Source organism: Streptomonospora alba, from assembly GCF_000826685.1.
GTDB classification, from domain to species: Bacteria; Actinomycetota; Actinomycetes; order Streptosporangiales; family Streptosporangiaceae; genus Streptomonospora; species Streptomonospora alba.
Genome location: NZ_JROO01000016.1, coordinates 50,208 through 63,161 on the forward strand (window position 1 = coordinate 50,208; position 12,954 = coordinate 63,161).

The 12,954-nt window shown below is 71.7% G+C and carries 11 protein-coding genes; 9 read left to right on the forward strand and 2 right to left on the reverse strand.

Going from position 1 to position 12,954, the window contains the following annotated elements; all coding sequences use genetic code 11:
* The first annotated feature begins 57 nt into the window (after positions 1-57).
* The 7 genes from LP52_RS09430 (at position 58) to LP52_RS09460 (ending at position 7,546) form a co-directional block, all read left to right on the forward strand.
* Positions 58-645, forward strand: coding sequence for an amino acid synthesis family protein (locus LP52_RS09430; RefSeq protein WP_040272526.1), 588 nt, complete (start codon positions 58-60; stop codon positions 643-645).
* Positions 642-1,841, forward strand: a complete 1,200-nt coding sequence (locus tag LP52_RS09435) for an amidohydrolase family protein (protein ID WP_040272529.1) — start codon at positions 642-644, stop codon at positions 1,839-1,841. Before LP52_RS09430 ends, LP52_RS09435 begins: the two co-directional genes overlap by 4 nt.
* A gap of 31 nt (positions 1,842-1,872) precedes the next feature.
* Positions 1,873-2,076 carry a ferredoxin gene (locus tag LP52_RS09440; protein WP_202966083.1) on the forward strand — a complete coding sequence of 68 codons (204 nt, stop codon included), beginning with the start codon at positions 1,873-1,875 and terminating at the stop codon, positions 2,074-2,076.
* Position 2,077: 1 nt separating this feature from the next.
* Entirely contained in the window at positions 2,078-3,271 is a 1,194-nt protein-coding gene (locus LP52_RS09445) for an NAD(P)/FAD-dependent oxidoreductase (protein WP_040272533.1), read from the forward strand.
* A 53-nt stretch (positions 3,272-3,324) separates the two neighbouring features.
* The gene (locus LP52_RS09450; protein ID WP_040272535.1) at positions 3,325-4,470 is read left to right on the forward strand and encodes an alpha/beta hydrolase family protein; all 1,146 of its coding nucleotides are present in this window, start codon (positions 3,325-3,327) and stop codon (positions 4,468-4,470) included.
* 239 nt (positions 4,471-4,709) lie between these two features.
* Complete coding sequence (locus LP52_RS25730) at positions 4,710-5,792, forward strand: LuxR C-terminal-related transcriptional regulator (protein WP_052809650.1); 1,083 nt, start codon at positions 4,710-4,712, stop codon at positions 5,790-5,792.
* Positions 5,793-6,049: 257 nt separating this feature from the next.
* Positions 6,050-7,546, forward strand: coding sequence for an aldehyde dehydrogenase family protein (locus LP52_RS09460; RefSeq protein WP_202966084.1), 1,497 nt, complete (start codon positions 6,050-6,052; stop codon positions 7,544-7,546).
* A 213-nt stretch (positions 7,547-7,759) separates the two neighbouring features.
* Here LP52_RS09460 and LP52_RS09465 read toward each other — a convergent pair whose 3' ends face one another.
* Positions 7,760-8,218, reverse strand: coding sequence for a MerR family transcriptional regulator (locus LP52_RS09465; RefSeq protein ID WP_040272537.1), 459 nt, complete (start codon positions 8,216-8,218; stop codon positions 7,760-7,762).
* Between the two features lie 78 nt (positions 8,219-8,296).
* Between LP52_RS09465 and LP52_RS09470 the strand changes: the two genes are divergently transcribed.
* Positions 8,297-9,142 carry an SDR family oxidoreductase gene (locus LP52_RS09470; RefSeq protein ID WP_040272538.1) on the forward strand — a complete coding sequence of 282 codons (846 nt, stop codon included), beginning with the start codon at positions 8,297-8,299 and terminating at the stop codon, positions 9,140-9,142.
* Between the two features lie 327 nt (positions 9,143-9,469).
* On the forward strand, positions 9,470-9,643 hold the full coding sequence (locus tag LP52_RS27675) for a hypothetical protein (RefSeq protein WP_169775358.1): 174 nt from the start codon (positions 9,470-9,472) through the stop codon (positions 9,641-9,643).
* Here LP52_RS27675 and LP52_RS09475 read toward each other — a convergent pair.
* A complete protein-coding gene (locus LP52_RS09475) occupies positions 9,640-12,936 on the reverse strand; it encodes a BTAD domain-containing putative transcriptional regulator (protein WP_052809651.1) in 3,297 nt (1,098 codons plus the stop codon). The two genes, LP52_RS27675 and LP52_RS09475, sit on opposite strands and share 4 nt — an antisense overlap.
* Between the last annotated feature and the right edge of the window lie 18 nt (positions 12,937-12,954).

The following is a 12,954-nucleotide window of genomic DNA, read 5'->3' on the forward strand; positions in this document are numbered from 1 at the left end:
ATCGCAGGAGCCGGTCCTGACGAACCCGGCGAACACCATGGAGAAGGAGGAGGGCCCGTGGCCGACTCGCCGCTTGAGGTCCGCAAGACCTTCGCACAGGCCGAGACGATCCGCTCGTCGGCAGGCAGATCGGACGGGGAGGAACTGCGCAAGGTCGCCGTCTGCGCGGTCGTCCGCAACCCCTACGCGGGGCGGGGCTACGTCGACGACCTTTCCGGAATCATCGACGCCTCCGACGAACTGGGACGCTCCCTGGGGCTTGAGGCCGTCCGCCTCCTCGGGCAGCCGGTGGAGAGCTACGGCAAGGGCGGCCTCGTGGGCTCGGACGGCGAGCAGGAGCACGTCAACGCCGCTCTGACCGCGGTCTTCGGCGACGCCTTCCGTGCGGCCGTCGGAGGCGGGAAGGCCTGGATCACGTCCATGACCAAGCCCGCGGTCGCCGGCGAGGTCATCGACGTGCCCACCGCCTACAAGGACGACATCTGGGTGCGCAGCCACTACGACGGCGTGACGATCCGCGTTCCCGACGCGCCCCGCCCTGAGGAGCTCGTCGTCATCGGCGTGGTGACCAACCGCGGCCGACTCAACGCGCGGGTCGGCGGCAGAAGCGTCGCCGAGGCCCGCGAGAAGGGCGGAAAGCAGTGAACACGCTCGCCGTCACCGGGGCCGGCACGGTCTTCTCGGGCGACATCGAAGCGCCCGTCGTCGAGGGCGCGGACACCGTCATCGTCACCGACGGCACGATCAGCGACGTCGGCGACGCTCAGGAGCTGAGGGCCGCGATCGCCGGCGCCGACACCGTCGTGGACGCCCGGGGCTCGACCGTCGCGCCGGGACTCGTCGACTCCCACTGCCACGTGGTGCTCGGCGACTACACGCCGAGGCAGAAGACCGTCGACTTCCTCGCCAGCTACGTCCACGGCGGGATCACCAGCGTCGTGAGCCCCGGAGAGATCCACGCTCCGGGCCGGCCCAGCACCGCGGTCGGGGTGAAGTCGCTGGCCATCGCCGCCCGTTCGTGTTTCGAGAACTTCCATCCCGGCGGGATGACCGTCCACGCCGGTTCCGTGGTGCTGGAGCCGACGCTCCGAGAGCGCGACTTCGCCGATCTCCAGGAGGCCGGTGTCGTCCTGGCGAAGTTCGGCTTCGGGCGCTACACCGACCCCGCCGAGGGGGTCGACCAGGTCAGGTGGGCCCAGCAGCACGGCATCACGGTGATGTGCCACTCCGGCGGAGCGAGCATCCCGGGCAGCAAACCGATCACACCCGAGCACCTGCTGGCGCTGGCACCGGACGTCTGCGGCCACATCAACGGCGGCCCGACGTCGCTGGATCCCGCCGGGGTCGACACGATCATGGACGAGACCGGGATGGCGCTCCAACTGGTCCAGGCCGGCAACCTCAGCTCGTCCGTGCGCATCCTCGAGCGTGCGGTGCGGCAGGGCGCCCTGCACCGGATCGTCATCGGCTCGGACACGCCCACCGGCACCGGAGTCATGCCCCTGGGAGTGATCAAGACCGTCGCCGAACTCGCGTCGCTGACCGGACTCGATCCCGCGCTGGTGTGGGCGGCCGCCTCGGGCAACAACGCCCGGACGTGGAGCCTTCCGGCCGGCCTGGTCACGCCGGGCCGAGCGGGCGATCTCGTGGTCATGGACGCGCCGTGGGGATCGACCCGTGAGAGCGCGCGCGCGGCGCTCGCCGTCGGCGACATCCCCGGAATCTCCGCGGTCGTCACCGCGGGCCGCGTTCGCGCCTTGAAAAGCCGGAACACACCCGCTTCCGCACGCAGCGCACACGCCGAGCCGCCGATCCCCCACCTGGAGTCGAGCGCTCACTGAGTCTCGAAGGACGTCACGGAGGTGACAGGACATGGGAATGAAGCTGGTCCTCGACCTGGACGCGTGCCAGGGGTACGCGAACTGCCTGATCGAGAGCCCCGGACTGTTCGACCTTGACGATCGAACCGACAAGGCCGTGCTGCTGGACGAGACCCCCGCGGAGGACCGTCGTGCCGAGGCCGAAGCGGCGGTACGCGGATGCCCCGCACGCGCGATCTCCCTCGAGAGTTCCTGACGTGCGGCGAATCGCCGTCGTCGGCGGGTCGCTGGCCGGGGTCCACGCCGCTGAGGCGCTGCGGGAGCACGGCTTCGACGGCGACGTCACGCTCATCTCGGCGGAGAACGAACTGCCCTACGACAGGCCGCCCCTGTCCAAGGAAGCGCTGCTCAACGGCATGCCGATGGAGAGGCTGAGCCTTCGCGCGCCCGAGTGGTACGAGGACAACGCCGTTACGACCCGACTCGGCAACGCCGCCGTTCGGCTCGACACCGCGCGGCGCACGGTCCTGCTCGACGACGGCACGACCGTGGCCTACGACGGCCTCGTCATCGCCACGGGTTCGCGGGCGCGGCGCCTGTCCAGTACGGAGAACGCCCCGCCCGTGCAGATCCTGCGGTCGATCGAGGACAGTCTGCGGCTTCGCGAGCGCCTGCGCCCCGGCCAGCACCTCGTTCTCATCGGCGCCGGGTTCATCGGGCTGGAGATCGCCGCGACCGCCCGGCAGTTGGGTCTGGACGTGACGATCGTCGAGGTCGGGCGGGTTCCGCTGGGCCGTGCGCTGGGCGACGAGGTCGGCGCCTGGTTCCGCGCGCTGCACGCACGCAACGGGGTCGAGATCGTCTGCACGTGCACTGTGGAGGCGATCGAGCGCCTGGGCGAGGGCGCTGTGCTGACCCTGAGCAACGGGCGCGTCTTCAACGCCGACGTCGTCGTCGCCGGGATCGGGGCGAGCCCGGTCACCGAATGGCTCGACGGAAGCGGCGTCCAGACGACCGACGGGGTGGTCTGCCGCTCCGACCTGTCGACCTCCGTGCCAGGCGTGGCGGCGGCCGGGGACGTCGCGCGCTGGTACAACCCGCTGTTCGACGAGGAGATCCGCGTCGAGCACTGGACGAACGCCGTCGAGCAGGGCAGACGCGCCGCGCACACCCTGCTGGGCCACGGGGAGGCGTTCAGCGCGGTCCCCTACTTCTGGACCGACCAGTACGACGCCCGTATGCGCTTCGTGGGACGCGCGTCCGCGGCGAGCGAAGTCGTCGTCAAGGAGTCCGGCGACGACAGGCTCGTGGCGCTGTACGGACGTGACGACCGGATACGGGGCGCGGTGTGCGTCAACGCGCCCAGAGAACTCGTCCGCTACCGCACCGCGATCCGCGACCAGGTCCGCTGGGGCGACGTCACGGAGACCCCCTCGGCCATCGGCGGCTGAGGCCCCACTCACCTTCCCAGAACACTCTTCGCCAACGACCACAAGGAGTAGACGTGACCGAAACCGAGACCACGCTCCAGGGCGACGCCCTGTCCGTCATCGAGTTGTTCCCCCAGCACGAGGACTGGTCGCTGCAGACGATGCGCCTGCTCGCCCAGGTCGCGGTCGGGGGCTCCGACCTGTTCGAGTGCGCGCGCACCGCCGCCCGCATCGGTGCCCGGACCACCGACCCCGAGGTGTGGCAGCGCGAGTGGAGCCGGACCGCCAAGGAGACCGCGGAGGCCGGCCACGCCGCCCTGGAAGCGGGCAACGTCACGACGGGCCGCCGCGCCCTGTTCCGGTCGATGAGCTACTGGCGGCACTCCGAGTTCTTCCTTCCCCCCACGGACCCGCGCCGGAACGAGGCCTACACCGAGGGAACGCGGAACTTCCAGAAGGCGGCGGAGCTCACCGGCGGGCTCATCGAGCGGATCAGCGTCCCCTTCGAGGGCCAGACGATGGACGGTTACGTCGTCCGCCCCGACGCCTCGGGCCAGAAGCGTCCCACGGTGCTCATGCTCGGCGGCGCCGACTCCTGGGCCGAGGAGCTGTACTTCCTGGGCGGCACCGAGTTCCCGGCCCGCGGAATGAACGTCGTCATGGTCGACACGCCCGGTCGCGGCAGTTCCCTGCGCTTCAAGCAGATGTACAGCCGCCATGACTACGAGGTCCCGGTGAAGGCCGTCCTCGACTTCCTGGCGCAGCGCGACGACGTCGACATGGACCGGCTCGGCCTGGCCGGAGTCAGTTTCGGCGGGTACTACGCGCCGCGCGCGGCGGCCTTCGAGCCGCGGGTCAAGGCCGTGGCGGCGTGGTGCGGCACGTGGAGCATCCTGACGGACTTCTACGAGTACTACCCGCCGCTGCAGCAGCAGCTCCAGTGGCTGTCGGGTTCGAAGGACGACGCCGACGCCCGCGAGAAGCTCGCCCGGTTCACCCTCGACGGCGTCGCCGAGAAGCTCGACATCCCCGTGTATGTCATGCACGGCGAGAACGACATCATCATGGACATCGAGGGGGCGCGCCGTTTCGAGGCGGCGCTGAGTGTCGAGGACGTGACCGTCGACTATTACGGCGGAGCGGGCTCGCTGCACTGCAACTACGACTACCTGGCGGTGGCCGCCGCAAGGCTGGCCGACTGGATGCTGCACAGAATCTGAGTACCCGATTAACGGCGGCGGCGCCCGATGTCGCCGATCGCGGGCGGGAGCCTCCCGCCCGCGATCCCCTGCACCTTCGGAGAAGCAGGGTTATTCCCCGGTCCGGCATGCGCTGTGCGTAACCGGACAAGAGTAATGTGCAGTTAACATTCGTTTTCGAAACGTTAGCGTTCACTGCTCCGGGCCGGGTTACCATCTGGCCAGGAGATCCTAGCGGTCGGCAAATTGGGGGTGGTTCGGTGGGTGCGAAAGTCGACCTCGCGAACAACGGTTTCTTTAAATTCGCCCGCGAACTCAATCAGACGCAGACGGTCGATGAGGTCCGGGACGTCTACTTCGGGACCGTAGCCGAAGTACTGCCTGCCGACGGCATCGGTTTCTACCGTTTCACCGACGACATGAATCCGGTCCTGGAGCGGGCCTCGACCCTCAGCGACTTCTTCATGCACACGTATGAGGAGCAGGGGCGCCGCGACGACCCCGTGCTGGAGGCGGTTCTCGAATACGGCCTTCCCGCCGACTCCCATATGATGCTGAGCCCGTCGCGATGGCACTCCTCCGCCGCGAAGTCGGTGCTGCTCAGCGAGGGGCTCGCCTACTCCATGGAAGCACCCATCATCGAATCGGGAAGTGTGGTCGGCACCGTCAACTTCGCCCGCGCGACCGATGGGCGGCCTTTCCACGAAGAGGACTTGAGCCTGGCGCGACTGATCAGCGAACACCTCAGTCTGGCGATCGAACGCGCCCGGAGGCTGGACGCACTGGGGGATCAGGCCACTCTGGTCCAGGGAGTGCTCGACCATTTCCCGCACGGCGTCGTCGTCAGCGACCTCAACGGGAAAAGGCTGTTCTCCAACCGGAACGCGAAACGCGTCATGGGATGCCTGGACCGGGCAGCGGGAAATTCCCGGTCCGCGACCCTCGAAGACCTCGTCGACAGTGTCGTTTCGGAATTCGCCGAGGACGGCCGGCAGACCGGAACGACAAGTGTGCGCGACGGCGCCTCGGGACGGAAGATCATCGTTCGGTCCTACCGTAAACACGGAAAGGAGTCGATCGTCAGCCTGCTGTACGAATGCGCCGACGAGCAGTCCTCAGAACTTCCGGTATGGGGCGTGCTTTCCCCTCGGGAGCAGGAGATAGCCACGCTCGTGAGCCAGGGGCACACCACCAAGGAGATCGCCCAGAAAGCATTCGTCAGTGAGAACACCGTGAAACAGCACCTTAAACGGATCTTCGCCAAGACCAATGTGCACAACCGGGCGGAACTCGTCCAACTCATCTGGTCGTCCCGCGACCGGGAGGCGGTTCCCGGGCGGTAGGGCCGCCTGACCCCCCTGCGCGCCGGCGGCGCACGGCCGACGGCCGCCGCCGGTTCGTCCCGCCCGCGCAACCGGCGTTTCGTGCTGTCCTCCGGGAGGGGCGGCCTCCGACCTGCGACCGCGGAATCATCCCGGCCGACGGCCCGACCGGCGGCCGCGGCGCCCTCCCCCACCACGCACCACCGGGGCCGCGTACACCGCGTCCGGCCCTGGACCACCGCTTCTGCCCCGCCCTTGATCTCCGGAGGTTCTTCCCCGTGACCAGCCCTTCCCCGACACCTACGAGCCGTTCCGCACCGAGGCAGGACGGATCGAGGACACCGGTTCCTTTCTGGGTCGCGGGCACCCGGCGCGACAGCGCGCAATCCACACCCATCACCCACCCCTACGACAACACCCCCGTAGCCCGCGCCGCCGTCGCCGCGGAGGCCGACGTGGCCGACGCCGTCGCGGCCGCAACCGCCGCCGCCGAACCCCTCGCCCGCACCAGCGCAGCACACCGCTCCCGCGCCCTGGACCACGTCGCCCGACGCATCACCGAGCGCAGCGACGAGATCGCCGAACTGATCACCGCCGAGAACGGGAAACCGCTGCGCTGGGCCCGAGCCGAGGCCGGCCGCGCCGCCGCGGTGTTCCACTGGGCCGCCGAGGAAACCCGCCGCTTCGCAGGGCAATGGCACCGCCTGGACACCGACCCCCAGTCCCCCGGAGGAACCGCCTTCGTCGCCCGCCATCCCCGCGGGCCCGTCCTGGGCATCACCCCCTTCAATTTCCCCCTCAACCTCGTGGCCCACAAGGTCGCACCCGCCCTGGCCGTGGGCGCCCCCATCATCGTCAAGCCCGCCCCCGCCACGCCCCTGAGCGCGCTGCTGCTGGGCGACCTGCTCGCCGAAACCGCCCTGCCCCCCGGCTCCTGGTCGATCCTGCCCGTGCCCAACGACCGCATGCCCGCACTGGTCGCCGATGCGCGCCTGCCCGTCGTGTCCTTCACCGGGTCCGGGCCCGTCGGCCGATCCATCCGCGAAGCCGTCCCGCACAAGCACGTCACCCTGGAACTGGGCGGCAACGCCGCAGCGGTGGTCTGCGACGACTGGTCCAGCCCCGCCGACCTGGCCTGGGCCGCCGAGCGCATCGCGGTCTTCGCCACCTACCAAGCCGGCCAGTCCTGCATCGCGGTCCAGCGCGTCTTCGCCCACCGCACGATCGCCGCCGACCTCACCGAGCGGATCGTGGAGCAGGTCGCCGCACTGGCCACCGGAGACCCGCGCGAGGAGCGCACCCAGGTCGGGCCCCTCATCGACGAGGACGCCGCCCGCCGCGTGGAACGCTGGGTGGCCGAAGCCGCCGACACCGGCGCGCGCATCCGCACCGGCGGCCACCGCACCGGCGCCCAATACGCCCCCACCGTGCTCACCGGCGTGCCGCCCACCGCGAAACTGGCCTGCGAGGAGGCCTTCGGCCCGGTCCTGACCATCGACGAGGTCCAGGGGACCGCAGAAGCCTTCGACCGGGTCAACGACTCCCGATTCGGGCTGCAGACCGGCGTGTTCACCCACCGCAGCGACACCGCCTTCGCCGCACTCGCCGGGCTGCACGTGGGCGGCGTGGTCATCGGCGACGTGCCCAGCTTCCGCGCCGAACACCTGCCCTACGGCGGAGTCAAGGAATCGGGGGTGGGCCGCGAAGGGGTCATGGACGCCATGGCCGACCTCACCGAACCCCGCGTCCTGGCCTTCCCCGGCGTAACGCTGTAGCGGCCCGACCGGCGTATCCCGGGGACCGGAGGCGCTGGAGGCGCTGGAGGCGCTGGAGGCGCCACGATGCGGGCGCGTGCCGCGTCCCGGGTCTGCACGGCGCAGCCGGCGACGACGGAGGGGACACACCCGTCACGCGCCGCATTCCCGGACCCGGGCCCGCCGGGTCCGGGAATGCGGCCCTTCACCTGCAGGGGTGTCCAGCGGCGCGGTTCAGGCGGAGGCAGGAGGATCCTGGGCGTCCTCCGGCACGGTGCACTCGGGTCCGTTGCGCCACAGCCCGTCGGCCGAGCCCGCGGCGAGATGCCGTGCGTACAGCGCGACCTTGGCTTCGATCACCTCGTGGGCCTGCTGCAACTCCTCCACCCGGCTCCGCACCTTCTGCTCGTGGTTGCGCAGGAGGGCGAACCGCTCCTCTTCGTTGCCGGGGCCCTCGCGGACCAACTCCACATAGCGCCGGATATCAGGCAGGGACATCCCCGTATCCCGGAACTTGGAGCAGACCCGCAGCCACTCGACCTCCTGGGAGGTGAACACACGCCGCCCCGCGCTGTTGCGCCGAACCGGCTGGACGAACAGCCCCTCCCGCTCATAAAAGCGCAGCGTGTACGCGGACAGTCCGGTGCGTGCGCTCACCTCGCTGATGCTCAGCGTTCTCTCGGCAACGGCCATGCACCGCAGCCTACGCCGTTGACTTCGAGTCGACTCCAATTCCTAGCGTTCCTTCGACAGCACACGAAAGGACGCTCTGTGAGCAAGACATGGTTCATCACCGGCGCCTCCTCGGGCATCGGACGGCTCGTCACCGAGCAGGCGCTCGAGCGTGGGGACCGGGTGGCCGCCACCCTTCGCAGGCCGGAGGCTCTGGAGGACCTGCGCGCCGAGCACGGCGACCGCCTCTGGACCGCCCGGCTCGACGTCGACGACGCCCGGCAGGTCGCCGCCGTCGTGGACGAGGCGTTCGCGAACTTCGGCAGGGTCGACGCCGTGGTCAACAACGCGGGATTCGGAGTGTTCGCCGCGGTGGAGGAGGCGACCGACGAGCAGATCCGCCGCGTCGTCGAGACCAATCTGTTCGGCTCGATCCGGGTGGTCCGCGCCGCACTCCCCCATCTGCGCAGCCAGCGGCACGGGCGCATCCTGCAGGTCTCCACGGCAGGCGGCCAGACGACGTATCCCAACTTCTCCTATTACCACGCCTCGAAATGGGGGATCGAGGGGTTCTGCGAGACGGTGGCCCAGGAGATCGCACCACTGGGCATCGGACTGACGATCGTCGAACCGGGGGCCACGCCCACCGGCTTCGGCGGTGCACTGGCCACGGCACCGGTGATGCCGGAGTACGACGCCGGCCCCGCCGGCGACGTGCGCCGGGCCCTCGCCGGAGGCGCGTTCCCGTTGCCCAACGACCCGGCGAAGATCGCGCGGGCGATGATCGACTCCCTCGACCTGGAACCGGCGCCGCTGCGGTTGCCGCTGGGCACCGACACCTACCATGACGTGCGGGCCTCCCTTGTGGCGCGACTCGACGAACTGGACGCCCGACGCGAACTCGCCCTCTCCGTCGCGGACGATCACCGTGCAGCCACCGCCTGACCGCCGAAAGCCGGGAAGCCACGCTCGGCGCTGAAGCACGCCGCTGCGGTGCAGGCCGCCGCACCGCGCTCCGGGAGCCGGGGACGGGCCACGGGCCGCGGCCAGAACCCGGCCGCGGCCCGTCCGGGGCGGCGCCCCGGACGGGCCGCGTCGGCTGTGAGCGGTTCGGCGCGTGCGGAGTGCGGCCCCCGCTTCCCCCGCGCCCCGCTCCGACCCCGATCACCGCGGAGGGCCATTTGCGGCGCCGGGTGGCGAAGACGCACCGTCGCGGGAGAGGCTCGTCCTCGGAGCCGATCAGTCCGACGAAGCGGTGAGGAAACGCTCAATATGGCTGCACGCAAGAACAAGAAGCGCCGGTCCCGGCCGGGCAAGGGCGCACAGGACATCCACCACGGCCCGACCCGCGATCCGGGGCCGACCGGCAACATCGGCTGCTACATCGTCCTGATCGCCGTGCTCGTCATCGGTGTCGCCATCGCCCTGATCGAGGTTTTCGGCTAGGACGGGCCGGCGGCGGGGCCGGGCCCGCCGCTCAGCCCGCTCCGCTCGCCGTAGGCGAAGGCCGTGTCGAACGCCTCGTCTCCCATCGCCTTTCGGCACGCGGCCGAGATGCGGTCCACGTCGCCGCGCTCCGCGCTCGGCAGCGGCGCACCGATCGACTCCCGGGCAGCGGCGGCCTCTCCCAGCAGCCGGGCAGCGCGGCGGTGACCGCCGGTGAGGGCCGCTGCGCCGGCGGTTCCCTCCAGGGCGAGCGCCACCGCCCGGGGATCGCCGGTCTCCCGTGCCACGGCCAGGCCTTCGGCGTGCAGCGCGGCGGCCGTGTCGGCGTCGCCCCGCTGCTCGGCGACGAATCCCGACTCGGCCAGCATCAGCGCGATCCCGGGTTGGTAGCCGGTGCGGCGGTTCCAGTCGAGCAGCCGGCGCAGGTGCGCCTGTGCCGTGTCGAGCCGGCCTTGGCGCCGGGCCCCCAGCGCGAGCCCGGTCGCGGCGAACGCCTCCCCCGAGCCGTCGCCCTGCTCGGCTGCCAGCCGCCTCGCCTTCTCGTGCAGGTCCTCGGCTTCGGCGAAGTCACCCGACAGCAGAGCCAGCCGGCCGAGCGTGGCCGTCTGCACGGTCACCAGCGGCCACAGCTTCAGTTCTTCGGCCAGCCCCAGAACGCAGCGGTGCGCCCGCGCGGCCGCCCCGTAGTCGCCGGCGATCTCGGCCAGGGTGGCGCGGATGCGGGCGGCCTGGACCTGCCCCCACCGGTCCCCGAGCTCCGTGAACAGCGGCTCCGCGGCGTCGCTGTCGCACCGGGCAACGGCCAGGTCGCCCCGCGCCAGCGCGATCTCGGCCCGCGTACTCAGAGCCGCGGCCGTGCCCCACCGGTCGCCGCCGCCGCGGAAGGCGCTCAGCGCCTGTTCGACCAGGTCCTCGCTGGCCGCCAGGCCACCGGAGCCCTGACGGGCGAAAGCCAGCAGCCACTGGGCGTGCGCACGCCCCTCGGGAGCGTCGAGCCGCTCGTAGGACTCCAGCGCGGCCCGGGCCTGCTCCGCGGCCTCGGCGTCCCCGCGGGTGAGAAAGCCGATCGCGGCCAGCCAGGACAGCACAGCGGCCCGTGTGGTCCACGACGGCGCACCGGGCAGATCCAATGCCGCCCGGAGCGATTCGCGGGCCTCCGCGTAGCGGCCGCGGAGGATCCGGTACCAGGCCAGCGCGTCGACCAGGCGCAGCGCCACGGGCGCGTCGCCCAGGTCCACGGCGGTGTCCAGGGCCGCGCGCAGGTTGGCGGACTCGGCGTCCAGGCGCTCCAGCCACGCGTGCTGGCCGTGTCCGCGCAGGTAGGGCTGCGCGCGTTCGGCGAGGCGGGTGTAGTACTCGGCGTGCCGGCGCCGCACCGCTCCGGTCTCGCCCGCCTCCTCGGCGCGCTCCAGGCAGTAGGCGGCGACGGACTCCAGGAGCCGGTAACGGGGGCCGCTTCGGGAGGCGTCCTCGGGCCGAGCGCCTGACATCGCGCGGGTTCGGGGCACCGCGTTCTCGGCGGCCATGACCAGTGAGCGGTCCACCAGCCGGGAGAGGAGGTCGAGAACGTCTGCGGCGGCCACGTCGCCGCCGGCGCAGACCTCCTCGGCCGCCTCCAGGGTGCAGCCGTCGGCGTGCACGGCCAGTCGGCGCAGCACGGCCCTCTCGGGCTCGGGAAGCGGCTCCCAGCTCCAGTCGATCATTGCCCGCAGGGTTCGCTGCCGGGCAGGGGCGTCGCGACTGCCGGAGGTGAGCACCCGGAACCTGTCGTCCAGCCGCACGGCGAGCTCGCACACTCCCAGCGCCCGGACCCGGGCGGCCGCCAGCTCCAGTGCCAGCGGGATCCCGTCCAGCCGCCGGCAGATCGACGCCACGGCCGCGGCGTTGTCCGTGTCGAGAGCGAAGCCCGGTGCGGCCGCGGCGGCCCGCTCGACGAACAGCCGCACGGCGGGGGTCTGCGCCAGGTCCTCCACGCCGGCGTCCGGGGCGGGCAGCTCCAGCGGCTGCACCGGGTACAGCAGCTCGCCGGTGAGCCCCAGGGGTTCCTGCGCCGTGGCCAGGACGTGCACGCCGGGCGCGGTGGCCAAGAGGCCCCGCGTCAGCTCGGCGGCCGAATCGACCACGTGCTCGCAGTTGTCGAGGATGAGCAGCAGCCGTTCGGACCGCAGCGCCGCCGTGAGCCGCTCGACCGGTCCGGTGTGCTCCCGGCCGACCGCCGTACCCGGGCCCGCGTCCTCGCGGATCCCCAGCGCCGCCAGCACGGCCCCGGCCAGCGCCTCCACCGTGTCGGCCCGGTGCCGCGCGGCGAATTCCACGATCCAGGCGCCGCCCGAAAAGCCCTCGGCCGCCCAGGCCGCCGTCTCGACCGCCAGCCGGGTCTTGCCCACCCCGCCGGGCCCGACGAGCGTCACGAGCCGGCCGGTCGCCAAGCGGGAACACACCTCGGCCGCGTCGCCCTTCCGCCCCACCAGGCCGCCGCCTGCCAGCAGCGGAGCCGGCAGGTTGGTCCGGAGGCGCGCTGCGGCCTCAGGGGGCGGGTCCGGCCGGAGGGCGGGATCCTGCGCCAGGACCGCCTGCTGGATCCCTGCGAGTTCCGGCCCGGGGTCCAGACCCAGCTCCGTTCGCAGCAGGACGCGCAGTCGCTCGTAGCTCGCGAGGGCTTCGCCCTGGCGACCGGACAGGTAGAGGGCACGCACGTGCGCACCGCGCAGCCGCTCCCGCAGCGGGTACTCCTCCACCAGTGCGTCGAGTTCGCCGACCAGCGCCCGGTGCTCCCCCAGCTCCAGCCGCGCCTCGGCGAGGTCCTCCAGCGCCGTCACCCGCTGCTCCTCCAGGCGGGTGATCTCGGCTCGGGCGAACTCCTGGTCGGCGAAGTCGGCATAGGCAGGGCCGCGGAACAGCTCCAGCGCCTCGGTCAGCAGGGCGCTTCTGGCCCGGGGGGCGGCGCTGTCCCGTGCCTGTGCGGTGAGTCGCACGAGCCGCCCGGCGTCCACCTGCGGGCCGTCGACACGCAGCACGTAGCCGGGGGTACGCCATTCGACCAGCGCCCGGCCGCCCGGTTCGGCGTCCTCCAGGGCCCGCCTCAGCTGGGAGACCTTGGCCTGCAGTGCGCCCGCCGGGTTGCCCGGCGGCATCTCGCCCCACAGGTCGGCGACCAGCCGATCGGCCGAGACCGGCCGGCCCGCGTGCACGAGCAGATCCGCCAGCAGTGCCCGCACTTTCATTCCGGGCACCCGGACGGCGGTGCCGTCCGCCTCCCAGACCGCAAGCGGCCCGAGCACCCCGAATCGCATATGCGCCACGCTAGCCGA

Bases quoted from the DNA above. Each gene is read 5' to 3' on its own strand.
- LP52_RS09475 (WP_052809651.1), bottom strand. From the start codon at position 12,936: ATGCGATTCGGGGTGCTCGGGCCGCTTGCGGTCTGGGAGGCGGACGGC.
- LP52_RS09440 (WP_202966083.1), top strand. From the start codon at position 1,873: ATGGGAATGAAGCTGGTCCTCGACCTGGACGCGTGCCAGGGGTACGCG.
- LP52_RS27675 (WP_169775358.1), top strand. From the start codon at position 9,470: ATGGCTGCACGCAAGAACAAGAAGCGCCGGTCCCGGCCGGGCAAGGGC.
- LP52_RS09465 (WP_040272537.1), bottom strand. From the start codon at position 8,218: ATGGCCGTTGCCGAGAGAACGCTGAGCATCAGCGAGGTGAGCGCACGC.